Annotated in this window: 27 protein-coding genes and 1 pseudogene; 17 read left to right on the top strand and 11 right to left on the bottom strand. The window is 68.8% G+C overall.

Annotated elements, in window-relative coordinates; all coding sequences use genetic code 11:
- Positions 1-8: 8 nt before the first annotated feature.
- Positions 9-620, top strand: a complete 612-nt coding sequence (locus LX13_RS08255; protein ID WP_253660859.1) for a response regulator — start codon at positions 9-11, stop codon at positions 618-620.
- A 16-nt stretch (positions 621-636) separates the two neighbouring features.
- Here LX13_RS08255 and LX13_RS08250 read toward each other — a convergent pair whose 3' ends face one another.
- Positions 637-1,314 carry a DUF1275 family protein gene (locus LX13_RS08250; protein WP_253660858.1) on the bottom strand — a complete coding sequence of 226 codons (678 nt, stop codon included), beginning with the start codon at positions 1,312-1,314 and terminating at the stop codon, positions 637-639.
- A gap of 32 nt (positions 1,315-1,346) precedes the next feature.
- Here LX13_RS08250 and LX13_RS08245 point away from each other — a divergent pair, with 32 nt between their 5' ends.
- The 4 genes from LX13_RS08245 (at position 1,347) to LX13_RS08230 (ending at position 4,324) form a co-directional block, all read left to right on the top strand.
- Positions 1,347-1,949 carry a DinB family protein gene (locus LX13_RS08245; RefSeq protein ID WP_253660857.1) on the top strand — a complete coding sequence of 201 codons (603 nt, stop codon included), beginning with the start codon at positions 1,347-1,349 and terminating at the stop codon, positions 1,947-1,949.
- Positions 1,946-3,265 carry an alpha-hydroxy-acid oxidizing protein gene (locus LX13_RS08240; protein ID WP_253660856.1) on the top strand — a complete coding sequence of 440 codons (1,320 nt, stop codon included), beginning with the start codon at positions 1,946-1,948 and terminating at the stop codon, positions 3,263-3,265. The genes LX13_RS08245 and LX13_RS08240 overlap by 4 nt, the downstream gene beginning before the upstream one ends.
- A 148-nt stretch (positions 3,266-3,413) precedes the next feature.
- Positions 3,414-3,806, top strand: a complete 393-nt coding sequence (locus tag LX13_RS08235; protein ID WP_253660855.1) for a PLD nuclease N-terminal domain-containing protein — start codon at positions 3,414-3,416, stop codon at positions 3,804-3,806.
- 77 nt (positions 3,807-3,883) lie between these two features.
- Entirely contained in the window at positions 3,884-4,324 is a 441-nt protein-coding gene (locus LX13_RS08230; RefSeq protein ID WP_253660854.1) for a DoxX family protein, read from the top strand.
- Here LX13_RS08230 and LX13_RS08225 read toward each other — a convergent pair.
- The gene (locus LX13_RS08225; RefSeq protein ID WP_253660853.1) at positions 4,209-5,246 is read right to left on the bottom strand and encodes a DMT family transporter; all 1,038 of its coding nucleotides are present in this window, start codon (positions 5,244-5,246) and stop codon (positions 4,209-4,211) included. The genes LX13_RS08230 and LX13_RS08225 overlap by 116 nt on opposite strands.
- Before the next feature lie 35 nt (positions 5,247-5,281).
- Between LX13_RS08225 and LX13_RS08220 the strand changes: the two genes are divergently transcribed.
- Positions 5,282-5,857 carry a TetR/AcrR family transcriptional regulator gene (locus tag LX13_RS08220; RefSeq protein ID WP_253660852.1) on the top strand — a complete coding sequence of 192 codons (576 nt, stop codon included), beginning with the start codon at positions 5,282-5,284 and terminating at the stop codon, positions 5,855-5,857.
- Positions 5,858-5,875: 18 nt separating this feature from the next.
- On the opposite strand, the gene LX13_RS08215 is transcribed toward LX13_RS08220, so the two are convergent.
- The 3 genes from LX13_RS08215 to LX13_RS08205 are packed head-to-tail and all read right to left on the bottom strand — an operon-like array spanning position 5,876 to position 9,233.
- A complete protein-coding gene (locus tag LX13_RS08215) occupies positions 5,876-6,763 on the bottom strand; it encodes a crotonase/enoyl-CoA hydratase family protein (protein ID WP_253660851.1) in 888 nt (295 codons plus the stop codon).
- Between the two features lie 26 nt (positions 6,764-6,789).
- Positions 6,790-8,001, bottom strand: coding sequence for an alpha/beta hydrolase family protein (locus tag LX13_RS08210; RefSeq protein ID WP_253660850.1), 1,212 nt, complete (start codon positions 7,999-8,001; stop codon positions 6,790-6,792).
- A complete protein-coding gene (locus tag LX13_RS08205) occupies positions 7,998-9,233 on the bottom strand; it encodes an alpha/beta hydrolase family protein (RefSeq protein WP_253660849.1) in 1,236 nt (411 codons plus the stop codon). Before LX13_RS08205 ends, LX13_RS08210 begins: the two co-directional genes overlap by 4 nt.
- Before the next feature lie 165 nt (positions 9,234-9,398).
- Here LX13_RS08205 and LX13_RS08200 point away from each other — a divergent pair, with 165 nt between their 5' ends.
- Together LX13_RS08200 and LX13_RS08195 are read left to right on the top strand one after the other, a co-directional pair.
- Entirely contained in the window at positions 9,399-9,830 is a 432-nt protein-coding gene (locus LX13_RS08200; RefSeq protein ID WP_253661786.1) for a GtrA family protein, read from the top strand.
- A 16-nt stretch (positions 9,831-9,846) separates the two neighbouring features.
- Positions 9,847-10,665: an SDR family oxidoreductase gene (locus LX13_RS08195; RefSeq protein ID WP_253660848.1), complete on the top strand. Its 819-nt coding sequence runs from the start codon at positions 9,847-9,849 to the stop codon at positions 10,663-10,665.
- Here LX13_RS08195 and LX13_RS08190 read toward each other — a convergent pair.
- From LX13_RS08190 to LX13_RS08180, 3 genes are read right to left on the bottom strand one after another with little or no spacing between them, the layout of a single operon-like run.
- Positions 10,662-10,973 carry a hypothetical protein gene (locus tag LX13_RS08190; protein ID WP_253660847.1) on the bottom strand — a complete coding sequence of 104 codons (312 nt, stop codon included), beginning with the start codon at positions 10,971-10,973 and terminating at the stop codon, positions 10,662-10,664. The genes LX13_RS08195 and LX13_RS08190 overlap by 4 nt on opposite strands.
- 2 nt (positions 10,974-10,975) lie before the next feature.
- A complete protein-coding gene (locus LX13_RS08185) occupies positions 10,976-11,413 on the bottom strand; it encodes a hypothetical protein (protein WP_253660846.1) in 438 nt (145 codons plus the stop codon).
- On the bottom strand, positions 11,410-11,709 hold the full coding sequence (locus tag LX13_RS08180; RefSeq protein ID WP_253660845.1) for a hypothetical protein: 300 nt from the start codon (positions 11,707-11,709) through the stop codon (positions 11,410-11,412). Before LX13_RS08180 ends, LX13_RS08185 begins: the two co-directional genes overlap by 4 nt.
- Before the next feature lie 222 nt (positions 11,710-11,931).
- On the opposite strand from LX13_RS08180, the gene LX13_RS08175 reads away from it, so the two are divergent.
- Positions 11,932-13,158: a hypothetical protein gene (locus LX13_RS08175; RefSeq protein WP_253660844.1), complete on the top strand. Its 1,227-nt coding sequence runs from the start codon at positions 11,932-11,934 to the stop codon at positions 13,156-13,158.
- Positions 13,159-13,161: 3 nt separating this feature from the next.
- Here LX13_RS08175 and LX13_RS08170 read toward each other — a convergent pair whose 3' ends face one another.
- Together LX13_RS08170 and LX13_RS08165 are read right to left on the bottom strand one after the other, a co-directional pair.
- Entirely contained in the window at positions 13,162-14,115 is a 954-nt protein-coding gene (locus tag LX13_RS08170; protein WP_253660843.1) for an amidohydrolase family protein, read from the bottom strand.
- Between the two features lie 21 nt (positions 14,116-14,136).
- On the bottom strand, positions 14,137-14,775 hold the full coding sequence (locus LX13_RS08165; protein WP_253660842.1) for a TetR/AcrR family transcriptional regulator: 639 nt from the start codon (positions 14,773-14,775) through the stop codon (positions 14,137-14,139).
- A 108-nt stretch (positions 14,776-14,883) separates the two neighbouring features.
- Here LX13_RS08165 and LX13_RS08160 point away from each other — a divergent pair, with 108 nt between their 5' ends.
- From LX13_RS08160 to LX13_RS08130, 7 genes are read left to right on the top strand one after another with little or no spacing between them, the layout of a single operon-like run.
- Positions 14,884-16,008, top strand: a complete 1,125-nt coding sequence (locus LX13_RS08160) for a VOC family protein (protein ID WP_253660841.1) — start codon at positions 14,884-14,886, stop codon at positions 16,006-16,008.
- Complete coding sequence (locus LX13_RS08155) at positions 16,005-16,949, top strand: fumarylacetoacetate hydrolase family protein (protein ID WP_253660840.1); 945 nt, start codon at positions 16,005-16,007, stop codon at positions 16,947-16,949. Before LX13_RS08160 ends, LX13_RS08155 begins: the two co-directional genes overlap by 4 nt.
- Positions 16,946-18,511, top strand: a complete 1,566-nt coding sequence (gene mhpA / locus LX13_RS08150; protein WP_253660839.1) for a bifunctional 3-(3-hydroxy-phenyl)propionate/3-hydroxycinnamic acid hydroxylase MhpA — start codon at positions 16,946-16,948, stop codon at positions 18,509-18,511. The genes LX13_RS08155 and mhpA overlap by 4 nt, the downstream gene beginning before the upstream one ends.
- Complete coding sequence (locus LX13_RS08145; RefSeq protein WP_253660838.1) at positions 18,508-19,704, top strand: cytochrome P450; 1,197 nt, start codon at positions 18,508-18,510, stop codon at positions 19,702-19,704. The genes mhpA and LX13_RS08145 overlap by 4 nt, the downstream gene beginning before the upstream one ends.
- A gap of 53 nt (positions 19,705-19,757) precedes the next feature.
- Entirely contained in the window at positions 19,758-20,426 is a 669-nt protein-coding gene (locus LX13_RS08140; protein ID WP_253660837.1) for a TetR/AcrR family transcriptional regulator, read from the top strand.
- Positions 20,365-22,002, top strand: coding sequence for an acyl-CoA dehydrogenase family protein (locus LX13_RS08135; protein ID WP_253660836.1), 1,638 nt, complete (start codon positions 20,365-20,367; stop codon positions 22,000-22,002). Before LX13_RS08140 ends, LX13_RS08135 begins: the two co-directional genes overlap by 62 nt.
- A 30-nt stretch (positions 22,003-22,032) precedes the next feature.
- Positions 22,033-23,064, top strand: coding sequence for an LLM class flavin-dependent oxidoreductase (locus LX13_RS08130; protein ID WP_253660835.1), 1,032 nt, complete (start codon positions 22,033-22,035; stop codon positions 23,062-23,064).
- Here LX13_RS08130 and LX13_RS08125 read toward each other — a convergent pair.
- Positions 23,054-23,932 carry an LLM class flavin-dependent oxidoreductase gene (locus tag LX13_RS08125; RefSeq protein ID WP_188488099.1) on the bottom strand — a complete coding sequence of 293 codons (879 nt, stop codon included), beginning with the start codon at positions 23,930-23,932 and terminating at the stop codon, positions 23,054-23,056. The genes LX13_RS08130 and LX13_RS08125 overlap by 11 nt on opposite strands.
- 214 nt (positions 23,933-24,146) lie before the next feature.
- On the opposite strand from LX13_RS08125, the pseudogene LX13_RS08120 reads away from it, so the two are divergent.
- Positions 24,147-24,395 (top strand): annotated as a pseudogene (locus tag LX13_RS08120) (BatC protein); the annotation flags it as partial.
- Positions 24,396-24,465 lie beyond the last annotated feature (70 nt).

Here is a 24,465-nt window from a genome sequence, read left to right as displayed (position 1 = left end):
GCGGCGACGTGATCACGGTGGTGATCGCGGACGACCATCCGATAGTCCGCGATGGGGTCAAGGGCATGTTGGCCACCGACGACCGGATGGACGTGGTGGCCGAGGCATCGTCGGGACCCGAGGCACTGGCGATCGTGGCGCGGTTGGATCCCGACGTCGTGTTGATGGATCTGCGAATGCCCGACGGCGACGGTGTCCCGGCCATCGTGGCTCTCCGACAACGCGATCCGCTGCGGCCCAGGATTCTCGTGTTGACCACCTACGACGCCGACCGGGACATCGCGTCGGCGATCGATGCCGGCGCCGACGGATACCTTCTGAAGGCGCTGAGCCGGGAGGAGTTGATCGCGGCGGTCGTCGATGTCGCGGCGGGGCGCAGTGTGTTGGCTCCCAGTGCGGCGCAGAGCCTGATGGCGCGTCGTCGGCTCGACGAGCTGACCGACCGCGAGGTCGAGGTGCTCGCGCGGATCGCCGAGGGTGGCACCAACCGCACGGTGGCGAAGGGGCTGGTCATCAGCGAGGCCACCGTCAAGACTCATCTGCTGCACATCTATTCGAAGCTCGGCGTGCGCGATCGCGCCGCGGCGGTCCGTGTCGCCTACGAACGTGGTCTCCTCTGACACCACAGAGGTGGGCTCAGGTGCTGTGCCGGCGTCGACGGACGGCGATCATCACCAGCGCCGCAGCCAGCAGGGCCAACGGGAGCGCGGGCGCGGCGATCGGGACCACCGACACCAGCGCGCCCGACGCGGCCGCGCCGGCCAGCAACGACATCAGCGCGACGGCGGCCGCACGGTTGACGGTGGAATCGGTCACGAGTCCCGTCAACAGATTCGTCAGCGTGCCGGTGAAGTAGGTGGTGGTGACACCGGGGAGCCGGTACATCGCGAACGCCCTGCTCTGCATCCCCATCGCCGCGGCGGTCAGCGCGAGCGCTACGAACTGCGCCGTTCCGCCGGGACGCCCGTCGGTGGCCACCCAGATCGCGGCCAGTCCACACAGCAGCGCGAACTCGATCACGTAGACCACGATGACCGGGGTCGCGGCGCCACGTGCCGGATGCTCGTCATCCCGACGGGTGATCAGGGTCGCGACGACCACCCCGACCGCGTAGCACCCCACCGCGATCGCGGCGTGCGACATCACCCCGAGGCGACCGCCCCCGATCGCTACGCCGACGACCACGACGTTGCCGGTGATGACACTGGCGAACACCTCACCGAGACGGGTGAACACCAGGACGTCGACGGCCCCGGACACCGCGCCGAGGAGACCTGCGAACGCTATGGCGGACGGGCGCGAAGTCGGGCTCACGACGACAGACTAGGCGGCTACGCTCGAATGCCATGGCCACCGATGACCGAGCGGACCTCAAGGACTTCCTTCTCGTACGCCTGCAGTTCAACCGGGACGCAGTGCTCTGGAAGGTCGACGGCGTCGACGCGCACGACCTGCGTCGTCCGCTCACGCCCACCGGTCTGAACCTGCTGGGCGTGGTCAAGCATCTCGCCGTGGTCGAGTTCGGCTATTTCGGCGACACCTTCGGTCGTCCACCGCAGATCCCCACGCCGTGGCTCGAGGGCGAGTGGTCCGACAATGCCGACATGTGGGCCACCGCAGACGAATCGGTCGACGACATCGTGGGTCTCTATCGCGCGGCGTGGGCCCATGCGCAGACGACCTTCGATGCCTCGGACCTCACGACACCGGGTGTCGTGCCCTGGTGGCCGGACGATCGTCGCGACGTGACGCTCGGGAAGATCGTCGTCCACATGCTCGGCGAGACCGCGCGGCACGTCGGACAGATGGACATCCTGCGCGAGTCACTCGACGGCGCGGCGGGGCTCTACGCGACCAATGACAACATGGCCCACAGCGAGGCCTCCGCGCTGCGCGACTACGTCGCCAGGCTCCAGGAGGTCGCAGATTCCGTGAGAGGACCCCGATGACCCAGCCCGCCGCCGCTCCCGGTCGCGCACGCCAGAACGCCATCTACTCCGCAGGTGTGTTCGGCCATCACCCGTCGGTGCCCGCCGACTTCGCCGAACTCGAACGTCGCGCCGAGAAGGCGATGGGTCCACGCGGGTGGGCCTACATCGCGGGCGGCGCCGGCGAGGGCGCGACGATGCGGGCCAACCGGTCCGCCTTCGACCGCTGGGCCATCGTGCCCCGCGTGCTGCGCGACGTGTCGCGACGCGACCTGTCGGTCGACCTGTTCGGGACGACGCTCCCGGCGCCGATCCTCTTCTCCCCGGTGGGCGCCGGCGAACTCGCCCACCCCGACTCCGATCTGCACATCGGCCGCGCCGCAGCCGATCTGGGTGTCCCGTACATCTTCTCGAACCAGGGGTGCAACCCGATGGAGGACGTCGCCGCCGCGATGGAGGCCGTGACCCCGGGCGCCCCGCGGTGGTTCCAGCTCTACTGGTCCACCGACGACGCGCTGGTCGACAGCCTCGTCCGACGCGCCGAGACGATGGGCGCCCAGGCAATCGTCGTCACCCTCGACACCACGATGCTGGGGTGGCGTCCACAGGACCTGAACATCGGGTCGCTTCCGTTCGCCAGGGCCGAGGGCATCGCGCAGTACACCTCGGACCCGCGGTTCCGGGAAATCGTCGCCGAGCGGATCGCGAACCCGTCGGCCGACGCCGGACCGAAGGTGGAGATCACCCGGGCCGCGGTGTCGGCACTGTTCTCGATGGCCCGGCATCTCCCCGGATCGCTGCTGTCGAACCTGCGGTCGCCGGTCCCGAAGCAGTCGGTACAGACCTTCCTTGACATCTACTCCCGGCCGTCGCTGAGTTGGGACGACATCGCCGGACTGCAGAAGCGGACCAGCCTGCCGGTCGTCCTCAAGGGGATCCTGCATCCCGACGACGCACGGCACGCCGTCGATCTCGGTATCGACGGGATCATCGTGTCGAATCACGGCGGTCGGCAGGTCGACGGATCGATCTCGTCGCTCGACGCCCTTCCCGATGTCGTCGAGGCGGTCGACGGCCGGGCGAAGGTGCTCATCGATTCCGGGATCTACACCGGCTCGGACGCGTTCAAGGCGCTGGCGCTGGGAGCCGATGCGGTCTGTATCGGACGACCACACATGTACGGCCTGGCGATCAACGGCCGCGACGGTGCGCGCGACGCGGTCGCGAACATCATCGCCGAGCTCGACCTCACCCTCGGCCTGTCCGGGCACACCGACATCGCATCGCTCACCCCGGACGTCCTGCGGAACATGGGGTGCGACCACCGGGTCCGATGACCTCGACGGCCCGCTCGGGGGTCGATGAATGATCGGACGCTCGCGGTGTGCTGTCGGCTGAAAGCTCTCTATTCGCCGACGGTCGGCTGTGCGATCCTGATCGACGCCATGGGCAGAGAGGCGGGTCGGCAGGGTAGTGGACTACGTGATGATGATCGGTTCGCCGATGCTGCCGTACTCGGCGGCGATCGCCGGGGTGCTGATCCTGCTGGCGCTGATCGGTGCCATCGATGTGCTCGGGCGCGACTCTGTCCACATCCGCGGACTCCCGCAGTGGGCGTGGTTCCTGGTGGTCGTGGCACTGCCGGGCGTCGGACTGCTGGCCTGGCTGATCATCGGCCGCCGCCGACGGCGCCGGCCACGCCCGACCAGGTCGGACCGCGTGATCGAGGCCTTCCCCGAATACGACCGCAAGGGCCGATTCGTGCCCGCGGATCCCGTCGCCGACGCCGCCTTCCTGCGGCAGTGCCGCGAACGGGCCGAACAGCAACGTCGGACCGCGGAGATCGAGCGACGCCGCCGGGAGTTCGACGCCGGCTGAGTGTCGCGATGAGTTTTCCCGGTGGCCGGTGTCTATCCGTACGACAGCCGCACCGGACCTCATCCCCAGGAGCCACCATGACCACCACCGTCGCGACCTCGACCGAATCCACCTCGACCGCCACGCGCTCGCGCACCCACATCGCCGGAGTGGTCCTCAGCGTCCTGATCGGCGCCTTCCTCGTCTTCGACATACTCGGCAAGCTGTTCCAACCCGAGAGCGTCGTCGAGGGCACCGAGAAGCTCGGGTTCACCACGACCCAGGCGACGGTGATGGCCATCGTGCTCGCGGTGTGCGTGATCGTGTGGGTCATCCCGCGGACCGCAGTCCTCGGCGCGATCGGTCTCACCGCCTACCTCGGTGGCGCCGTGACCGCGAACTGGAACAACGACGCACCGCTTGTCAGCACGACGCTGTTCGCGGTGTATTTCGGTGTGGCGCTGTGGATCGCGATGATCCTGCGACGCCCGCAGCTGCTCGAGGTCCTCGGACTCCGCGCTGCGCGCCACTCGGCCTAGATCTCCCGACCCCGGGCGCCGCCGTCACCACCGTGACGGCGGCGATCCCCACCGCCAGCCCCAGGGCGGTGACGACGGTGAACGATTCACCGAACATCACCGCGCCCCAGACCGCGGTCACCGGGGCGATCAGGAACATCAGGGTGTTGACGCGGGTGACCCCGACTCTTCGCAGCAGGATCCAGTAGAGCCCGTAGCCGCCGAAGGTCGACAGCACCACGAGCCAGACCATGGCTCTCCAGAAGGCGATGTCGCCGGGAGGCGTGGCGTGACCGCCGGCCAGCGCCAGCATCGTGAACACGATCGCGCTCGTCGAACAATGGATGGCCAGACCCCGCAGCGGGGAGACGGCTGCGGGGGAGCGCTGTTCGACGAAGGTGGCCGCGACCAGACTGAGCATCCCGACGAACGGGATCGCGTACGACCACCACGGGGCCGCGGAGTCGGACCCGGCATCGGCCGCCGTGACGATGGCGACCCCACCGAGTCCGAGGACCAGCCCGATCCACTGACGGCCGGAGACGGCGACGCCGAGCAGCGGTCCGAGCAGGGCCGCGGCCACCAGCGGTTGGATGCCGTCGACGAGTGCGGTGGTCCCCGTGTTCACCCCGATCCCGATGGCCCAGTAGACGGTGAGCAGGTAACCACTCTGCGACAGCACCCCGATGACCGCCTGCCGGGCCAGGGTGCGCGAGGTGGGCATCGTCGCCCGCCGGCGGGCCGAGAACCAGGCGACCGGCAGCAACACCAGGGCCAGGGGCAGGAACCGCCACATCAACACCGTGGTGACCTCGGCGTCGCCCGCACCGAGCTTGGCGCCGATGAACCCGGAGCTCCAACAGGCGACGAACAGGGCGGACAGTCCGACGGTGACGGCAGGGTGTGCGCGTACGCCGACGGGTATACCGATCTGTTTAGTCATGGCCGCGACTATACAGATCTGTATACTCAACGTCCATGGTCCCCGACCCCGACATCGAACTGACCCCGAAAGCGCAACGCATCCTCGAGTTCGCGTCGAAGCTGTTCTACGAGCAGGGGATTCATGCCGTGGGCGTGGACACGATCGCGCACGACGCCGGGGTGACCAAGAAGACGCTCTACGAGCGGTTCGGGTCGAAGGACGGGCTCGTCACGACCTATCTGCGGGACCGCGACCGGCGGTGGCGCATCCGTCGGGACGCCGCGGTCGAGTCCGCGGGTCCGGGGTGCGCCGAGCGGTTACGGGCAGCGTTCGACGCGTCGGCCACCTGGTCGGACACCGACGGCGGAAAGGGGTGCGGTTCGATCAACGCACACGCCGAGTTCAGCGACGAGACGCACCCGGTGGCGGTGCTCATCGCCGAACAGAAGCGCGAGACCCTCGACTTCTTCCGGCGGATCCTGGCCGTCGGCGGGGTGACCGACGAGAGCGTGGTCGAGGCCGTGATGGCACTTCACGAGGGCGCCCTGGTGGCACACGGCATCGGGATCGGTTCCGATCCGTGGGGCAGCGCGCGCGATGCGGCCCTTCGGCTCGCAGGCGTCGGCTGACCGACACCTGCGAGGCGGTCAGCGGATGGCGTCGGTCTCGTCGAGGAAGTCGGGCAGGTCGGCGGGCACGGTCGAGGTGAACTCGGCGGGCCGCTTCTCCAGGAAGGCTGCGACACCCTCCTTGCCGTCCCCGACGCTGGTGTAGAACATCGCCAACGAGTCCACGCGGTGCGCATCGACCGGCGAGGCGAACGCGCTGTTGCGGTAGAGCATGTGGCGCGCCAACGCGGTGGCCACCGGCGAGCGCCCGTCGACGAAACGGTGCGCGAGGGCGAGCGCGGCGTCGAGCAGCTCCTCGGGCGGATGCACCGAGCGGACCAGTCCCATGTCCTTGGCGGTCGCGGCGTCGATGATGTCGGCGGAGTAGACGAGTTCGAGCGCGTTCTGCATCCCGACGACGCGGGGCAGGAACCAGCTCGACGCCGCCTCGGGCACGATGCCGAGCTTGCCGAACACGAAACCGATGCGGGCCTTCTCCGACGCGAGCCGGAAGTCCATCGGCAGGGTCATCGTCGCGCCGATGCCCACGGCCGCACCGTTGATGGCCGCGATGACCGGTTTCGGGCAGCGGTAGATGGCGAGCGAGACACGGCCGCCGGTGTCGCGGACGCCACTGATGATCGCCGGGTCGTCGAATCGCTCGTAGAGGTCGGTGAGAGTCGGCTCGAGGGTCTCGTCGAGCCCGAACACGTTGCCCTCACTGCTCAGATCCATGCCTGCGCAGAACGCCCGTCCCTCGCCGGTGACCACGATGGCGCCGACCGTCGAGTCGGCCGAGGCCTCGTCGAAGGCAGCGACGAGGTCGTCGGCCATCTGTACGGTGAACGCATTCAACTGATCTGGGCGGCTCAGCGTCAGGACCGCCACCCCGTCGGTGACGTCGTAGCGCACGGTTTCACGTTGCATGGAACTCAAACTACGTCAGCGTGCGGTCACCGGGTGATCCGGTCGAGAAAGCGATCGGCATCGGGCAGGACCGCCCGCAACACACCGGGATGGTCGGCGCCGGGATAGACGCGCAGTTCCAGTGGTTGCCGGCTGGCCGTCATCTGCGCCGCCAACGACAGCGCCGCCGGGGCGGGCACGTTGACGTCGAGCAACCCCTGTCCCAGCAACACCGGTCGCGTGTAACCGCTGTCCGGGGTGCCGAGGTACTCCCGCAGCGCGGCGTAGATCCCGGGGATCGTGTCGATGGGTCGGGTGAACAGCTTTCGCAGGTCCAGCCCACGGGCGAACGGACGCAGCTGCTTGCCGCAGGTCGTCCCGGCGATGTCGGTGAGCCGGCGACCCAACGGTGTGAGGAGTGCGTTCACCGGCAGATCGGGGCGGGCGTCGCGGAACCCGGCGAGGATGTAGAGCGCGTAGCCGTTCAGCGCACGCGGCAGCATCACCGGCGGGAACTGCGGCCCGGCGAGCTGCAGGACCGACTCGATGTTGGCCGGTGCGCCGGTGGCGACCACACCGCGGTAGTCGAGTCCCGACCCGGCGGTGAACTGATCGGCGAACCGCGCCGTACTCAGCGCCGCGCCCGCGCCCTGGGAGTGCCCGACCGCGACCCACTTCCGCGCGAGAGGCAGCGACATCTGCCGCGCAGCCACCACCGAGTCGGCCACCGAATGGGCCGCGGTGACGCCGTTGAGGTAGGACAGCAGTCCCGGAGTTCCCTGTCCCACGTAGTCGGTCGCGACGACCGCATAGCCGCGGGCGAGCCAGTGGCCGAGGTAGGCGGCCTCGCCGGCCTCGTGCACCTGGGCCGACGGCGCGCAGTCGTCACCCATGCCGACCGTGCCGTGCGCCCACGCCATGATCGGCCAGCCGCCGCGCGGGGGTGTCCCGCGTGGGATGAAGACTGCGCCGGTGCTCACCGCACGTCGGTCGAACTGGTTGGTGGTCGAGTACAGGATCCGGTGCGCGCTCGCGGCGTTCGGCAACGACAGGCTCGGCGCCATCGCCCGGGTGGTGATCAGCGTGCCCGCCCGCTGCGGGATCGGGCCGCTGTAGTCCCGCACGTCGAGCCCGGACCAGTCCGGCGCGGGCTCGGGGGTCAATGCCGATGCCGGACCGGCGGGGACCGTCGTCGCGACCACGGTTGCGGACATGACGGCGACGACAGCGGCGGCGAATCGCCGTCGGAGGGTGGTCATCGCTTCAGTATCCGCGCCAGGAACGGCGTCGAATCCGGTTGCGAGGCGTAGACCGTGCCGGAGTGATCCGACGTCGGGTAGACGTGCAGTTCCACCGGTTGGCGGTTCGCGGTCAGCTGCGCGGCCAACGACAGCGCCGACGGCGCGGGTACGTCGGTGTCGAGCAGACCCTGGCCGAGGAAGATCGGCCGGTCGTACCCCTGGGCGGGCGTTCCCATGAAGCGGTGCAGCGCGTCGTACGCGCCGGGGATCGAGTTCACCGGGCGGCGGAAGAAAGACCGCACATCTGACCCCGCCAGCTCCGTACGCAGTTCCGGGTAGCAGACCGTCTCGGCGCGATCGGCGACCGCGCGTCCGCGTGGGGTGAGGATGCCGTCGATGTCGAGATCGGGGCGTGCCTCACGGATCGCGGCGAGTATGTAGGTCGTGTACGTCGTGAGTCCGACCGGCAGTTTCACCGGCGGGAAGGTCGGTCCGCCCAGGACGATGACCGACTCGATGTTCGCGGGTGTGCCGGTCGCGACGACGCCCCGGTAGTCCAGCGGCCACCCGCGGGAGAACTCGGTGGCACGACGGGCGGCGTTCATCGCCGCACCGGCCCCCTGTGACTGGCCGAGGATCGCCCACCGGCGGGCGGTCGGCTCGCCCAGCTGGGTCAACGCCTTGACCGAGTCCACGATCGAATGCGCCTCGGCGACCCCGTTGAGGTAGCTCATCAGACCGGGGGTGCCGAGCCCGGCGTAGTCGGTGGCGACCACGGCGTATCCGCGGCGCAGCCAGTGCGAGAGGTAGTCGCTGTCGCGGGTGCTGCGGGGTTGGGCCGACGGCGTGCACGTGTCGCCGATGCCGACGGTGCCGTGCGCCCAGGCGAGCACGGGCCAGCCGCCGGCGGGTGCTGCACCGCGTGGGAGGAAGACCGCGCCGGTGCTGACCGCGCGGCGGTCGTGCTGGTCGGTGGTCGAGTAGAGGATCCGGTACGCGCGTCCCGCACCGGGGATCGACAACGCCGGTGCGAGGGTCGTGTGCCCGACGAGTGTGCCTGCACGCGTGGGGATCTCGCCGGAGTAATCGCGCGCGTCGAGGCCGGACCAGTTCGGTGTCCCGGTCGGCGGCAGGGTCTCGGTGGCCGCGGGCCTCGGCGGTGCGGCGCCGGCCGGGACGCCCCCGACGAGCAGGGTGGCGACGGTGGACACGGCGATGAGGCTGCCGACGACAGCTGATCTGACACTCACGCTGCTGACCCTAGTGGCCCACCCTCGACCGCCACGCACGAATCCGAAGCACGGCGAAATGATTCGCCCGCGTGGGCGAGGTTTAGGCTGATCGGCGTGTCCGATGACCAGCTCGCCCCCGGGGAACACCACTCGCACGAGGAGTTCCGCACTCCGCACGCCCCGATGCCGATCGAGCTGCCACTCGACGATGCCGAGGCGTCGACCGACGTCGACCTGAAGACGCAGCTCGTCCGTTTCGTCATCACCGGTGCGGGATCGGGTGTTCTCGACTTCGGGATCACGTTGCTGCTGCAGTACGTGATCGGTGCGCCGTACTGGCTGGCCAAGACGGTCGGTTTCATCGCGGGCACCACGACGGCATATCTGATCAACCGCCGGTGGACGTTCCGTGCCGAGCCCAGCCGCGCGCGTTTCATCGCGGTGATCGCGCTGTACCTCGTGACCTTCGCCGTCCAGGTCGGCATCTACTCGGCGCTGTCGCACGTGTGGCCCGAGGAGATCCTGTACAGCCTCTTCGCCTACGTCATCGCCCAGGGCACCGCGACCGTCATCAACTTCGCCGTCCAACGGATCGTCATCTTCAAGATCGGCTGATCGTTAGCATCGCCTGATGGAGATTTCAGGCACGGTCGCAGTGGTCACCGGAGGAGGCGCCGGCATCGGCGCCGCGATTGCCAGGGCGATCGTCGCCCACGGCGGGTCGGTGGTCGTCGCCGACCTCAACGCGGACCGCGTCGCGGCGGTGGCCGACTCGATCAACGGCTCCGCGTCGAGCACGGTCGCGGCGTCGGTCGCGGGCGACGTCTCCGATCCCGCGGTCATCGACCGGATCATCGCGACGGCGGAAGAACAGTTCGGACCGGTCGACCTCTACGTCGCCAACGCGGGCACCACCGCGGGCATGGGACTCGACTCCGACGACGCCGCGTGGCAGACCGCGCTCGACGTCAACGTCCTCGCCCACGTGCGCGCCGCCCGCGCGCTGGTCCCGGGGTGGGTCGAGCGCGGACGCGGATACTTCCTGTCCACCGCATCGGCGGCCGGTCTGCTCACCCAGATCGGGTCGGTCACCTACTCGGTGAGCAAGCACGCGGCCGTCGGCTTCGCCGAGTGGCTGTCGGTCACGTACGGCGACAAGGGCATCGCGGTCAGTTGCCTCTGCCCGATGGGTGTCAACACCGAGCTGCTCAACGCCGGATTCGAGACCGATCGTGACGGGGCGTCGGTCGCCGCCAGCGCGGTCACGAGCGCGGGCAACGTACTCGAGCCGGACGACGTCGCCGACGTCGTCATCGAGGCGCTGGGTGACGAACGGTTCCTGATCCTGCCGCACCCCGAGGTGCTGAAGATGTACCAGCACAAGGGATCCGACTACGGTCGGTGGATCTCCGGGATGCAGCGGTACCAGCGGGCGCTGACCGAGTCCTAGTCGCCGTCGGTATCGATCCGAGGGTGTGTGACGGACCGGATCTGGTCTGTGTCGACGAAGACGAGGTCTCCGTCCGCGGTGAGGACCGCCCATCGTCGTGCCGCAGGCGAGATCGTGGTCTCGTTGACCTCTACCGCCGCGGCGGTGAACTCGCCGAAGTCGTCGATGATCCGTCCGGTGGTCTCGGTCTCGGTGTCGGTGTCCGGACGGACGACGACCTCGTCGTCGACGGCAGGGACCCACGCTGCATCGTCCTGTCCGGTGGTGCCGTCGATGTCCTGGGCGCCGTCACCGTCGGTGCTCGGCACGGTCAGGATGCCTGGCGGGTGGTGTCGTCCGGCGATGCGGAGGTGCTCATCCGCTGCGCCTCGGCCAGCAGCGCGGCGTGGTCGGTGGGGGAGAGGTCGAGGCGATGCCGGGCCTCCGGGTGATCGGCGGCCCGCCGCAACCGTTGGCCGAACTGTTCCGGCGTCAGCCCGAAGGTCACGAAGATCTCGTCGCGGTCGGCGCCGCCGAACGGCGCCCAACGGACGGCGAAGGCGAGTGCCTCGACCGCGGCGTCGACTCCTCGATCGTCGATGACGGCGTCCCTGTTCGGGTTGTAGACGCGCATGTGACGGTGCCCTTCTGGTTCGGTGTCGTGGAATGGTGCGGATGCGATGAGCAGGGCGGCGATGAGCCCGCCGACACACACCGTCGCCAGCCCCGTGATGACAACGGGGTCGGCCAGTCGAAGCAGTTCGCTCATTGCGGTTGCCAGTCCTCCCACGCGATGGTCACGTCGGGTGCGGCGACGAGGGTCCACGCGGCCAGGACCGCCCGGTGCCACTCGCCGGTGCTGTCGAAGTCCGCGGGCGCCGGGATGCGGACACTGCATGCCGACCAGTACCCGGCGAAGTGGGTCGTCATCAGCTCGACGACGGCATCGTGGGCGCGGGACTCGCTCGCGTAGACGCCGTGTACGTGGCGTCCGTCCGACCCGCTGTCGACCTCGACGACCCACACCGTGCCGGTGTCGACGCGCGTGCGCGGGGTGATCGTCATGTCGTCTCCACGGTCGGTCGGAGTTGGGCCCGTTGCGTTTTCGGTGCGGGCCTGTGAACCTGCTCCAGCAGACTCCTGGTCCCGGTTGTCACGCAACGGCTTACACCGGGGTTTACACGGACAAACACCAGCTAGAAGGTGGTTTACACTCGTTGCCCGTGGGTTCGACGAGAGGGCCGCATGACCGAACGTGACTCAGTTCACACGCTTCTGGAGCACCTGATGGACGCTCGGCGAGCGGCCGGGTCGCCGAGTTTACGAACGATCGCCGCCCGTACGGACTACAGCCACACGACCGTGGCGAAGGCGTTCACCGACGCCGTGTCGACGATGTCCTGGCCGGTGGTCGCGGCAGTGGGGGTCGCCGTCGACGCGGACGCCGCGCTCACCCGGCGGCTCTGGTCGCAGAACGGTGCGTCCGGCCCGGTGCCTGTCGACACGATCCCGCGGACCCAGGCGCCGACGGCGACCCTGGTCGCGTGGTGCGGTCTGTTGCTCACCGGAGGCGTCGCCATCGCGGTCATGCAGGCCGTTGATCGCAACGTCGCCCACACGACATTCGTGACCGATCTCGTCCAGGCGGTCTTCGCCGCGATCGCGACCGCGGCGTTCGTCCGCCGCGCCCATCAGGCCCGCACGGCCGGGGAGCGACGGACCACCGCGTTCTTCGCGGCGCTCGCCGCCGGGACGCTGGCCTGGACCGCGGGTCAGGTGGCCTGGTTCGTCGCCCGCAACCTCGACCACCAGCCCATCCCGTCGGGCCACCTGCACGACGTCGGCTTCCTGCTGATGCCGGTCGGTGTCGGTGTCGCGATGTGGATGCGCGGCGGAGACTACGGCCTGACCCTGGCCTACCGGCCGTGGCAGCGCGCACTGTCGCTGGTCTGTATGGCCGCGGCGACCTACGCCGCGATGATCCTGCTCCTGACCCTGGCCGACCTGCCCGTGGACGGTTTCATCCTGATCGCCGCGCTGTATCCGACCGGCGACGTGACCCTCGCGTTGATGGCGCTGTCGCCGTTGATCTGCGGGTACCGGGTCGTCGGTTCGGTGGTGCTCGCGACCGCACTGCTGGGTGCCGCCGCCTCCGACATCGGCTACCTCATGATGAAGGCGGACACCGAGACCCAGATGATGCCGGCCGCGGCGGCGCTGGGCTACATCGCGTTCACCATCGTCCTCACGATCTACGCCTTCATCGCGCAGAGGCTTCCGGCCCGGCCGCGCCCGACCCTGCGGTGGGAGAGCCTCACCATCACCACGGTGCACGACGCCGGCACCGCGGGATGTGCGCTTCTCGCAGTCGGTTTCGCCCTCTGCCTGCTCGTCACCCACCACGACACGGCCGTGGGCGTGGTCGGAGTCGGCATCATCGCCTTGACCACCGCGGCGCTGGCCGCACGCGTCGCGACGGGCCGTCACACCGACCGGGCCGACGGCCGGACCTGAGTCTCAGCGACTCAGCAGTCGCTCCGCGTTGTCGGTGGTGAGTGCACGCCAGTCGGTCTCCTGTGCATCCATCGCCACGACGAGTCGATGGACCAGCGCGGCGGGAGTCCAACAGAAGTCGCTGCCGTAGAGGACCCGATCGGTGCCGACCGCATCGACGAGCGCGGCGGCGTGACCCGGAAACGCCGCGCCGGCCAGATCGAACGAGAGACGTTGCAGCTGTTCACGGGTCGTCAGGCGAGACATCTCCCGCCCGGAGGGATTCGGCACCATCTCGCGGAACAGTTCGATGCGATCCATCAGCACCGGCAGCGCCGCGCCGCAGTGCGGGATCACGAACCGGATGTTCGGGAATCGTTCCGGAACGCGAGCCGACAGGAGGTCGGTGACGGTTCTCGTGGTCTCGAACATGAACTCCAGCATGGGACGCGGCCTGCCCGATGACACGCTCTCGGCGTCGGGCGGAGACGTCGGATGCTCGAGCACGACGGCCCGTCGCCGATCGAGAGCCTCCCACAGCGGGTCGAGAGACGGGTCGCCCAGATATCGGGAGCCGTTGTTGCTCAACATGATGACGCCGAGCGCGCCGAGTGTGTCCATGGCGTACGCCGCCTCGTCGGTCGCGGCCTGGACGCACGGCAGTGGGAGCGAGGCGAGGAAGTCGAACCGCGGCCGGTGCTCTGCGGTCAACGCAGCGGCGTGCTCGTTGACGTGGCGCGCCAGGTCGGCGGCGGCCGAGTCGTCACCGAAGTGCACACCGGGTGAGGAGATCGACAGGATCGACCGCGCGATGTCGTTGTCGTCCATGGCGGTCAGATGGTCGTCGACATCCCAGCTCGGCCAGCCCGGCATCCCGTCGGGTTGGGAGATCCCCGCCGCGGTGGCGTCCGCGACATAGCGGTCGGTCAGGAAATGCGCATGGACATCGACCAGGGACCTGCCTCGCGCACGTGTCATGCCGTCGAGGGTAGTGATCGGTCAGGACAGCGTGGGTTGCACCAGCGGCCGGGTCGACACCTCGCCGGCTTCCTTTTTGGAGAGACCGAACATGCGCAGCAGGCTCGCCGCGAGATGATCTGCGGCGGTGTCGGCGTCGAGCGAGGGATCGCGGGCCAGCATGTGCAGACAACCGAGCAGTGACCCGGCTGTGTAGGACAGCGCGGCGGTGAGGTCGTCGATGTCGAGGCGCCCGGACTCCGTGGCCTCCGTGAGATCGCGATAGGCCCGCGGGGCGAGCCCGTCGGCGCTGTCGAGATACTGGAATCCGACCTGACTGATGGTCTGGGCCACCCGGGGATGGGTTGCGCTCAGCCGCACCGACATCCGGACCCCGGCGGCGAAGACCTCCGCCGGATCGGCCAGACCGGCCGTCGTCTCGTCGAAGAGCCGACCATGCAGTTCCAGCATCTCCGCGATCGCGGCGTCGAAGAGCTCGGCTTTGCTGGTGAAGTGGTTGTAGAAGGAGCCCAGACCGACGTCGGCGAGGTCGGTGATGTCGGAGATGGACGCCTCGGTGCCCTTCGGGGTGGCCAACAGCTGGCAGGCGGCGTCGACCAGCGCCGAGCGGGTGCGCGCCTTGCGGCGATCGAGCCGGTTACCGCCTGAGGTCTCGGACACGAGGGTCAGCGTAGTGCCTTCATCAGTGAATCCGATTCCAGAACTGAACCCTCTTGACGATGAATGACATCAGAAGTGACGATTTGTTCAGAAGACAGGAGGTCAACGATGACAACCCCAGCGGACACCGCGCACGCCGATCTCCACAGCGAGTTCGGCGCCCACCCCGGCGACCCGGACGACCGCGCCGCGCAGCCGGTCATCAAGATCGTCGACATCGCGTGGCTCGAATTCGAGAAGCAGAACATCGCACAGGCCGAACGGTTCGCCCACGACTTCGGCTTCACCACGGTCTCGCGGACCGCCGACGAGCTGTCGCTGCGCGGCACGTGGTCGGGTGCACCGTGCATCCTGATCCGCCGCTCGCACCGGTCACGATTCGTCGGTCCGGCGTTCCGCGCGGCCGGCCACGACGACCTGCTGCGCCTGTCGCGGGAGACCGGCCGTCGCGTGTACCCGCTCGGCGATCTCGGTGGTTCCGCGATCGACCTGACCGATCCCTCGGGGATGTCGGTCCGGGTCGTGGCCGGCCTCACCGACCTCCCGTCGCTGCCCGATCAGCACCCGCTGACGTTCAACTTCGGCGGTAAGGTCGAGCGATTCAACGCGATCCAGCGCCCGCCGCGCGAGCCCGCCCGCGTCCAACGCCTGGGTCACGTGGTGATCGAGACGCCGCGGTTCCGCGAGAACCTGGCCTGGTACCAGGAGATGCTCGGCATGATCGTGAGCGATTTCCTGTTCTTCCCCGGACAGCGCAGCCGTGGTCCTGCCATGGCGTTCATCCGATGCGATCGCGGCAGCGACATGGCCGATCACCACACCCTGGCGATGACGCTGGGCCCGATGTCGCGATACGTCCACAGTGCCTATCAGGTGGCCGATCTCGACGCCGTCGCCGCAGGGGGCGCCTACCTGGCCGACCGCGGATACCACCACGCGTGGGGCATCGGCAGGCACATCCAGGGCAGTCAACTGTTCGACTACTGGCGTGACCTCGACAAGTTCATGGTCGAGCACTTCGCCGACGGTGACATGTTCGACAGCACCGTCGAGGCGGGATGGGCGCCGTTCACCGCCAGCGGTCTCGCCCAGTGGGGTCCACCGGTCACCCGGGACTTCCTCGGCGCCAACCCCGATCCCGAGCTGGTCAAGGGGTTCCTCTCCGGTCTGAAGAACGACAACGAGTTCGACATCCACCGACTGCTCGGTCTACTGAAAGTTGCCCGCTCATGACGACGACCGTCCTCCGTACCGCCGCCGGCTGGTGGGTCCAGCGATTCGAGACCGCCTACCCGATCCGTACCGCCGCGACCACCACCGGTGAGTTGCTCGGCGACCGCGCCGCCATCGATGACGCCGCGACGGGCAACGACGCCGGCGCCACCCCGGTCGCCGACCTCGACCTGCTCTCACCGGTCACGGTCCCGTGCCGGGTCGTCGCGCAGATGGTCAACTACCGCAGTCACGCAGAGGATTCGGGCATCGATCCCGATCGGGTGTCGGCGACGTTCTTCCGCAAGTCGTCGGGGTCGATCACGGGCCCGTTCGGCGAGATCGTGAAGCCGGCGCACGTCACGCTTCTCGACTACGAGGTCGAGATCGGTCTGGTCGCGGCGACGACGCTCGAGGTGGGGTCCACCGTCACCGCCGACACGCTCGGTGAGTTCTTCGCGGGCGTCGTCGTCACCAACGACGTCAGCGCCCGCGACATCCAGCTGCCGAAAACGCAGTTCTACGAGTCGAAGTCGTACCCGACGTTCACCCCCGTCGGTCCCGCGCTGGTCCTGCTGAGCCACGAGGAATGGCGTCGGTTCGACCAGCTGCGACTGCAGCTGTGGGTCAACGGCGAGCGCCGCCAGAACGGGCGCGTCGGCGGCGACATGATCATCGACCCGGTCAGCGCGCTGAGCGTGCTCACCGGATTCCAGCGTCTCGACGCCGGCGACCTGCTGCTCACCGGCACACCCGGAGGCACCGCACTGTCCGCGCCGCCGAAGCCGATCGAGATGATCGGGGCGCTCATCCCGCCGCACGTGAAGTGGAAGCAGTTCTTCAAACGTCAGGCGTCGAACCCGAACTACCTCGCCGACGGCGATGTCGTCGAGGTGCGCATCGCCACCGACGACGGGGTCATCGAACTGGGCCGTCAACGCTGCCACGTGAGATACGCATGACCTCTTCGCGCGACCCCGTCGTCATCGTGGGGGCGGGGCCGGTCGGCATCGCGTGTGCCCTTCTCCTGGCCGGGCGCGGCGTGCCCTGCGTGGTGCTCGAACGACATCGGGAGGTCTACGCGCTCCCCCGTGCGGTGCACCTCGACGACGAGGTGTTCCGCATCCTGCAGGCGGTCGGTGTCGCCGAGCAGTTCGCGCCGTACACCCGCCCCATGCCGGGTATGCGGCTGATCAACGGTTGTCGACGGGTGATGACCGAGTTCACCCGGGACACCGCCGACGGCCGCAACGGCTACCCGCCGGACAGCATGTTCGACCAGCCCGATCTGGAGCGGATCCTGCTCGAGCGGGCCGACGCCATGGACCTGATCGACCTGCGCCGTGGCTGCGAGGTCACCGAGGTGACAGCGGGTCGTCGCCCCACCGTCTGCTTCCGGAACACAGAGGATCAGAGCGAGACGATCCGTGCTGCCGCAGTCATCGCGTGCGACGGCGCCAACAGCTTCGTCCGCGACCAACTCGGGATCACCATGCGCGACTTCGATTTCGACGAGCAGTGGTTGGTCATCGACGTTCGCACCCCGAAGCGTCTCGACGTGTGGGACGGGGTCCACCAGATCTGCGACCCCGCGCGGGCCGCCACGTTCATGCCCGTCACCGGCAACCGGTACCGGTGGGAATTCCGTGTATTCGACGGCGAGGATCTCGAGTCTCTGCGCTCGCCGGAGGCACTCCGAGAACTGTTGGCACCGTGGATGTCACCCGCCGAGATCGAGGAGTCCGAGGTCATGCGGCAGGCGTTCTACACCTTCCGAGCGCGGGTGGCCCGAACATGGCGCGTGGACCGCGTCTTCCTGGCCGGTGACGCCGCCCATCAGACCCCGCCGTTCGTGGGTCAGGGCCTCGGATCCGGACTGCGTGACGCGTTGAATCTGAGTTGGAAGCTCGCCGACGTCCTCGGCGGCACGGCACCCGAGACGATCCTCGACACCTACGAACCCGAGCGCAAACCGCATGCCACCCGCATCGTCCTGATGGCGCTGGCCGTCGGATGGGCCCTGACCGGAGGCCAGGACGGCCTGGCGGCGGCGCGGCGAGCGGTGGTCGCCGCCGCCTGTCACATACCCGGCATCGGCAATGCGCTTCCCGAGGGCACCCCACCTCTGGGCCGCGGCCCGCTCGTCGAGCGGCGTGGTCTGCGCAACCGGTTGAACGGCAGCATCTTTCCGCAACCGTGGGTACGCACCGACGACGGCGCCCGCCGCCTCGACGATGTGACCGGTACGGGATACATCCTCCTCACCCGGGGACCGCTCGATCCCCACACCGCCGATCGAGTCGACGCGGCCGGTCTGCACCACGTCGATGCCGATGCGTTGCGATGTGTCCCGTCGACGAACCCGACCCCCGCCGCGCTGTTGCGCAAGCACCGGGCGTACGCGGTCCTGGTCCGACCCGATCGGGTGGTCCGGGCGACCGCCCGCACCGCGGCCGACGTCGATGACCTCGTCGCCCTGCGACACCCCCGGACCGCTGCCGGGACACCACAGGTGGTCCGATGACCGCGCTGAGCGTGCGATCGCGCCGAGCGGCCCGCCGTGATGCCCCGACCGTCGACGTCGACCTGTACGGCCCGTCCGCGCTGGTCGACCCGCAACCGGTGTATCGCCGGATCCGTGACGCCGGCCCGGTGGTCTGGCTGCCCAGGCACAAGGTGTGGGCGATGGGCCGCTTCGAGGACGTTCGTACCGCGCTGCGCGACGACGTCACCTTCCGCAGCGGCAGCGGGGTCGCCGCCAACCCGGTCGCCAACCTCCTCGGCCGCAAGACCGTTCTGAACAGCGACGACGATCGGCACTCCATTCGACGTCGGATCCTGATGCAGTCGTTGACGTCTCGGGCCATCCGACCGTCACTGCCCATCTTGCGCGACGAGGCCGAGGCCACCGTCGGACGACTCCTGGAACGCGACTCGTTCGACGGAATCGCCGATTTCGCCTCCCGGCTCCCCGTCGCCGCGGTGGCCGATCTCGTCGGGGTGCGGGTGGGTCCGCAGCAGTTGCTGACCTGGGGTGCGGGCACTTTCGACATCCTCGGGCCGGTGAATCGTCGTACCCTGGACGCGACCCCGACGGCGTTGGGGCTGTTCCTGTACACGACACGGTTGCGTCGATCGCGGGTGACGCCCGACGGATGGGCCGCCAGTGTCTTCGCCGCCGCCGAGCGTGGAGAGATCAGCAAGTCCGAAGCCCGGACGATGGTGATCGACTTCGTCGCTCCCAGCCTCGACACCACCATCCTGGCGACCGGGCAGCTGCTGTGGAGCCTCGGACGAGATCCCCAGCTGTATGCGCAGTTGCGGGCCGAGCCCGACCTCATCGCAACCGCGGTGGTCGAGGCCGTGCGTCTGGCCTCGCCGGTGCGGGGTTTCACCCGCAGCGTCGCCCGCGACACCGACATCGGTGACGTCCGTCTGCACGCCGGTGAGCGGGTGGTGATGCTCTACGCGTCGGCCAACATGGACGAGCGACATTTCGACGATCCGGAGACGTTCTCGCTGCACCGCCGCGGCAGCAATCTCGGGTGGGGACACGGCATGCACACCTGTGTCGGCATGCAACTCTCCAAGCTCGAGATGCAGACGCTCCTCGAGGTGTTGATCGCCAGGGTGTCGACCATCGAGGTCAGCGATCCGGTCCCGCTGTCGAACAACTGTCTTCAAGGTCTCGACTCCTTCCGAGCACGGTTCAGCTGAAGTTGGGGGCCACCCGTTGACGTAAGAACGGAATCGGTGTTCACTCTTTCGGTATGGTGTATCGCCGCACTCCAGCGGTTCAACAGCGACTCGACGACCTGAGGTCGCGGCTCGTCGACGCCGCGATCGCCCAGGTGGCCGAGTACGGATACGCGGGCTGCTCGATCTCCGCGGTGGCCGCGGCCGCCGGCGTCGGGACCGGCACCGTCTACCGACACTTCGCGAACAAAGGCGAGTTGTTCACCGAGGTGTTCCGCATCGTCTGCACCCACGAGGTCGACGCCATGGCCGACGCGGGTGCACGGGCCCGGGACCGCGACGGCCGCTGGGTCGAGGCGGTCACCGCATCGGTGTGCACCTTCGCCGAGCGCGCTCTCCGCGCACCGACCCTCGCCTACGCCCTGCTCGCCGAGCCGGTCGACCCTCAGGTCGACACCGAACGACTGCGATTCCGGGAGGCGTTCCGGGACGCGATCGCCATCGCCATCGACGCCGCCATCGACGCGGACGAGATCCCTCCGCAGGACAGCGCTTTCACCGCGGCCTGCATCGTCGGTGCCATCGGCGAATCGCTGGTCCTGCCCCTGGCGCGCGGTGCCGCCGACCCCTCCGTCATCCCGTCCATCACCACCTTCACCCTCCGATCCCTAGGGAGCTCCGATGCACACCACCCACGAGGTCTTCAATCAGGTTCCGCCGCTGCAGGATTACGATGCGGCTGAGTACGCCCCGATCCTCGAGGCCCTGAGCCGCGAAGGTGCCGACGACGCGCTGGAGACCATCCACGAGGTGGGCCGCGCGGCGGGAAGTGCCGAGGCCCAGCGTCTCGGAGACCTCGCCGAGGAACACCCGCCGGTCCTGCACACGCACGACCGCTACGGACACCGCATCGACGAGGTCGTCTACGACCCCGCCTACCACCAGATGATGACGAAGGCTGTCGATCTCGGGTTGCACGCCGCGCCCTGGGCGGACAGCAACCCGCACGCCCACCTCATCCGCGCCGCCAAGCTGTCGGTGTGGGGTCAGGTCGACGCGGGCCACCAGTGCCCGATCTCGATGACCTACGCCGTCGTCCCGGCGTTGCGGCACAACGCCGAACTGGCCGCGCAGTACGAGCCGCTGCTGTCCAGCCGGATCTACGACCCGACGTTGTCGGTGCCGCTCGACAAGCCGGGTCTGATCGCCGGGATGTCGATGACCGAGAAGCAGGGCGGGTCCGACGTCCGCTCCGGCACCACCCGCGCGGTGCCGCAGGCCGACGGCAGCTACCTGATCACCGGGCACAAGTGGTTCACCTCGGCGCCGATGTCGGACGTGTTCCTGGTCCTGGCCCAGGCCCCCGGCGGCTTGTCGTGTTTCTTCCTCCCGCGTGTGCTGCCCGACGGCACCCGCAATCGGATGTTCCTGCAACGCCTCAAGGACAAGCTGGGCAACCACTCCAACGCCAGCAGCGAGATCGAGTACGACGACGCGACCGCGTGGCTGGTCGGCGAGGAGGGGCGCGGTGTCCCGACCATCGTCGAGATGGTCAACATGACCCGCCTCGACTGCATCATCGGCTCGTCGACCGGCATGCGCGCCGGCGTCCACCAGGCCACCCACCACGCGGTGCACCGCAGCGCATTCGGCGCCGCTCTCGTCGACCAGCCGCTGATGCGCAACGTCCTCGCCGACCTCGCCGTCGAGGCCGAGGCGTCGAGCACCGTCGCGATGTGGCTGGCCGCACTCACCGACCGCGCCACCGCCGGTGACGACCGTTCCATCGGTCTGCGCCGGATCTCGTTGGCCGTCAGCAAGTACTTCGTGTGCAAGCGTGGGCCGATCCACGCGGCCGAGGCCCTGGAGTGCCTGGGCGGCAACGGATATGTCGAGGAATCACGCATGCCGCGGCTCTACCGCGAGGCGCCGCTGCTGTCGGTGTGGGAGGGCTCGGGCAACGTCGCCGCGCTCGACACGCTGCGCGCCATGGTCAAGCAACCCGAGACCCTGCAGATATTCTTCGACGAGCTCGACACCGCTGCAGGCGCCGACACCCGGCTCGACGCAGCGGTGGTTGCACTCAAGGGCCAGTTCTCCGACTTCGACACGATGCAGCACCGCGCGCGTCGGGTGGTCGGCGACATGGCGCTCGCTCTGCAGGGGTCGCTGCTGGTGCGTTACGGTCACCCGTCGGTCGCCGACGCTTTCTGCGCGAGTCGCCTCGCCGGGGATTGGGGCAGCGTGTTCGGGACACTGCCCACCGGCGTCGACACCGCCGCGATCATCGACCGCGCGACCCCCAAGATGGGGTCGTAGCGGACGTCTGTCCGAAAGGGACCCACCAGCATGCAGATCGGCATCGACAACTTCGTCTCCTACGTCGTCGAATACGACACGGGTCGGGAGATCGATGCGCCGACCCGCATCGCGGACCTGCTCGAGGAGGTCGAGCTCGCGGACCGCTCCGGCGTCGACATCTACGGCATCGGCGAGCACCACCGCGCCGACTTCTACGACTCCGCACCGACGGTGCTGCTGGCCGCAGCCGCGGCTCGCACCACCGACATCCGGCTCACCAGCGCGGTGTCGGTGCTCTCGGCCGAGGACCCGGTGCGGCTCTTCCAGCAGTTCGCCACCATCGACCTCATCTCCGGCGGGCGCGCGGAGATGGTCGTCGGCCGTGGCTCGTTCACCGAGGCGTTCCCTCTGTTCGGGCTCGATTTCGAGGACTACGACTCGCTCTATGCCAACAAGCTCGACCTGCTCCTCACCATCCGCGAGGACCCGTCGTCGGTGACCTGGTCGGGGCGCCATCGCAGGCCGCTGACCGGTCAGGGTGTCTATCCGCTGCCGGTGCAGGACCGGATCCCGGTGTGGCTCGGGGCCGGCGGCAGCCCGGAGTCCTTCGTCCGCGCCGGGCGGCTGGGACTGCCGCTCATGGTGGCGATCATCGGTGGGGAGCCGCGCCGCTTCCTGCCGCTCATCGAGCTCTACCGCGACGCCGGTCGTCGTTCCGGGTTCGCGCCCGAGCAACTCAAGGTGGGGATCCACGTCCCCGGCCTGATCGCCGACACCGACGCCGCCGCCGAGGAGGCCGCCTACCCTGGATGGCAGGACCTGTTCGGCAACGTCGCCCGTGAGCGGGGGTTCCCGATGCCGGGACGCGCAGAGTTCGACGCGCTGGCCGGTCCGCACGGGGCGATGTTCGTCGGTTCCCCGGACACCGTGGCACGCAAGATCGGATCGGTCTCCGACGACCTCGGCGGCCTCGACCGGTTGACCGTGCAGATGACCAACACCAAACTGCCGCACCCGACGATGCTCCGGGCGATCGAACTGCTCGGGACGCAGGTGAAGCCTCAGGTCCTCAGCCGTTGACCTTGCTGATCACGTTGTCGGCGAACATCCGCAGGTTGTCGAGCTTGCGCTGCAGCGGCTCGGTGTCGGGGCCGTTGATGTAGGGGATCCGGAAGCCGACGATCACGTCGGTGATCCCCTTGTCCTCCAGACGCTTACAGCCGTCCGGGGTGTAGGCGTCGTAGGAGATGACGTGGATCTCGAAGGGGTCGTTCAGCTTTCCCTCGCCCTTGCGGATGTCGTGCAGCTTGGCCAGCAGCGCATCGAGTTCCTCCGGTTGGCCACCGCCGTGCATCCAGCCGTCGCCGCGGACCACCGCGCGCTTGAGCGCGAGGTCGGCGTGTCCGCCGACGAGCAGCGGGATCGGCTCGGTGGGGGCGGGGCTCATCTTGATGCGCTGGAAGTCGTAGAACTCGCCGTGGAACTCGAAGTACTCGCCGGTCGAGAGACCGCGGATGATGTCCATGCACTCGTTCATGCGCTTGCCGCGACGCTTGAAGTCGACGCCCATGATGTCGTAGTCCTCCGGCCACGGGCTGGTGCCGACGCCGAGCGCGAGACGGTTGTTCGTCATGTACGCCACCGACATCGCCTGCTTGGCGACGAGCACCGGCGGCCGCACGGGCAGCTTCAGCACGAACGGGTTGAAGCGGATCGTGCTGGTGACCGCACCCATGGCCATGGCCTGGATGAAGGTCTCGATGAAGGCCTTGCCGTCGAGGAACTCTCGGTTGCCGTCCTCGGTGTAGGGGTAGGTGGAGTCGGACTCCTCCGGGTAGGCCAACGAGTCGGGGATGGTGAACCCCTCGTAGCCGGCCTCCTCGGCCGCCACCGCGAGGTCCGGGTAGAACCGCGGGTCGGTCATCGCCTCGGCAAACGTGAATCGCATCGGTGGTCTCCTCGCTCGGACAACGTCCCACAATTAGAACACGTTCTACCTTGCCGGCCGCTCGAAACGACGGTCCTCGGAGGCGAATCGAGGGCGCCTACCAGCCTTGCCGTCACCCAGATCGCTGTGCCCCCAACCACCGCGGGGACCCACCCCGCGGTGGTAGACAGGAATTGTTGGATCACTGCACAGCCCACGCGACGAAAGGCACATCATGGCTCTCGACGATGACGACATCACGACCACCAGCGGCGGCGGCGAAGGCCCGGCTGACGGCGGGTCGAACCCCGGCGGACACGACGGCGGCGCAGACGGCTCGGCCGGCGCAGGCGAAGGGCCTGCCGACGGCGGCTCGAACCCCAACGGACACGACGGCGGAGCGGACGGCTCGGCCGGCGGCGAGGGCCCCGCTGACGGCGGCTCGAACCCGGATGGACACGACGGCGGAGCGGACGGCTCGGCCGGCGCAGGCGAAGGCCCGGCTGACGGCGGCTCCAACCCCGGCGGACACGACGGTGGCGCGGACGGCTCGG

Origin of the sequence: Williamsia maris (assembly GCF_024171815.1) — a bacterium.
Lineage (GTDB): Bacteria > Actinomycetota > Actinomycetes > Mycobacteriales > Mycobacteriaceae > Williamsia_A > Williamsia_A maris.
This window is presented reverse-complemented; position numbering and strand designations above follow the sequence as displayed.

What these genes read in the sequence shown, in the direction of transcription:
- LX13_RS08245 (WP_253660857.1), top strand. Translation starts at nt 1,347, where the DNA reads ATGGCCACCGATGACCGAGCGGACCTCAAGGACTTCCTTCTCGTACGC.
- LX13_RS08240 (WP_253660856.1), top strand. Translation starts at nt 1,946, where the DNA reads ATGACCCAGCCCGCCGCCGCTCCCGGTCGCGCACGCCAGAACGCCATC.
- LX13_RS08235 (WP_253660855.1), top strand. Translation starts at nt 3,414, where the DNA reads ATGATGATCGGTTCGCCGATGCTGCCGTACTCGGCGGCGATCGCCGGG.
- LX13_RS08230 (WP_253660854.1), top strand. Translation starts at nt 3,884, where the DNA reads ATGACCACCACCGTCGCGACCTCGACCGAATCCACCTCGACCGCCACG.
- LX13_RS08225 (WP_253660853.1), bottom strand. Translation starts at nt 5,246, where the DNA reads ATGACTAAACAGATCGGTATACCCGTCGGCGTACGCGCACACCCTGCC.
- LX13_RS08220 (WP_253660852.1), top strand. Translation starts at nt 5,282, where the DNA reads ATGGTCCCCGACCCCGACATCGAACTGACCCCGAAAGCGCAACGCATC.
- LX13_RS08215 (WP_253660851.1), bottom strand. Translation starts at nt 6,763, where the DNA reads ATGCAACGTGAAACCGTGCGCTACGACGTCACCGACGGGGTGGCGGTC.
- LX13_RS08210 (WP_253660850.1), bottom strand. Translation starts at nt 8,001, where the DNA reads ATGACCACCCTCCGACGGCGATTCGCCGCCGCTGTCGTCGCCGTCATG.
- LX13_RS08200 (WP_253661786.1), top strand. Translation starts at nt 9,399, where the DNA reads ATGCCGATCGAGCTGCCACTCGACGATGCCGAGGCGTCGACCGACGTC.
- LX13_RS08195 (WP_253660848.1), top strand. Translation starts at nt 9,847, where the DNA reads ATGGAGATTTCAGGCACGGTCGCAGTGGTCACCGGAGGAGGCGCCGGC.
- LX13_RS08185 (WP_253660846.1), bottom strand. Translation starts at nt 11,413, where the DNA reads ATGAGCGAACTGCTTCGACTGGCCGACCCCGTTGTCATCACGGGGCTG.
- LX13_RS08180 (WP_253660845.1), bottom strand. Translation starts at nt 11,709, where the DNA reads ATGACGATCACCCCGCGCACGCGCGTCGACACCGGCACGGTGTGGGTC.
- LX13_RS08175 (WP_253660844.1), top strand. Translation starts at nt 11,932, where the DNA reads ATGGACGCTCGGCGAGCGGCCGGGTCGCCGAGTTTACGAACGATCGCC.
- LX13_RS08170 (WP_253660843.1), bottom strand. Translation starts at nt 14,115, where the DNA reads ATGACACGTGCGCGAGGCAGGTCCCTGGTCGATGTCCATGCGCATTTC.
- LX13_RS08160 (WP_253660841.1), top strand. Translation starts at nt 14,884, where the DNA reads ATGACAACCCCAGCGGACACCGCGCACGCCGATCTCCACAGCGAGTTC.
- LX13_RS08155 (WP_253660840.1), top strand. Translation starts at nt 16,005, where the DNA reads ATGACGACGACCGTCCTCCGTACCGCCGCCGGCTGGTGGGTCCAGCGA.
- mhpA (WP_253660839.1), top strand. Translation starts at nt 16,946, where the DNA reads ATGACCTCTTCGCGCGACCCCGTCGTCATCGTGGGGGCGGGGCCGGTC.
- LX13_RS08145 (WP_253660838.1), top strand. Translation starts at nt 18,508, where the DNA reads ATGACCGCGCTGAGCGTGCGATCGCGCCGAGCGGCCCGCCGTGATGCC.
- LX13_RS08140 (WP_253660837.1), top strand. Translation starts at nt 19,758, where the DNA reads ATGGTGTATCGCCGCACTCCAGCGGTTCAACAGCGACTCGACGACCTG.
- LX13_RS08135 (WP_253660836.1), top strand. Translation starts at nt 20,365, where the DNA reads ATGCACACCACCCACGAGGTCTTCAATCAGGTTCCGCCGCTGCAGGAT.
- LX13_RS08130 (WP_253660835.1), top strand. Translation starts at nt 22,033, where the DNA reads ATGCAGATCGGCATCGACAACTTCGTCTCCTACGTCGTCGAATACGAC.
- LX13_RS08125 (WP_188488099.1), bottom strand. Translation starts at nt 23,932, where the DNA reads ATGCGATTCACGTTTGCCGAGGCGATGACCGACCCGCGGTTCTACCCG.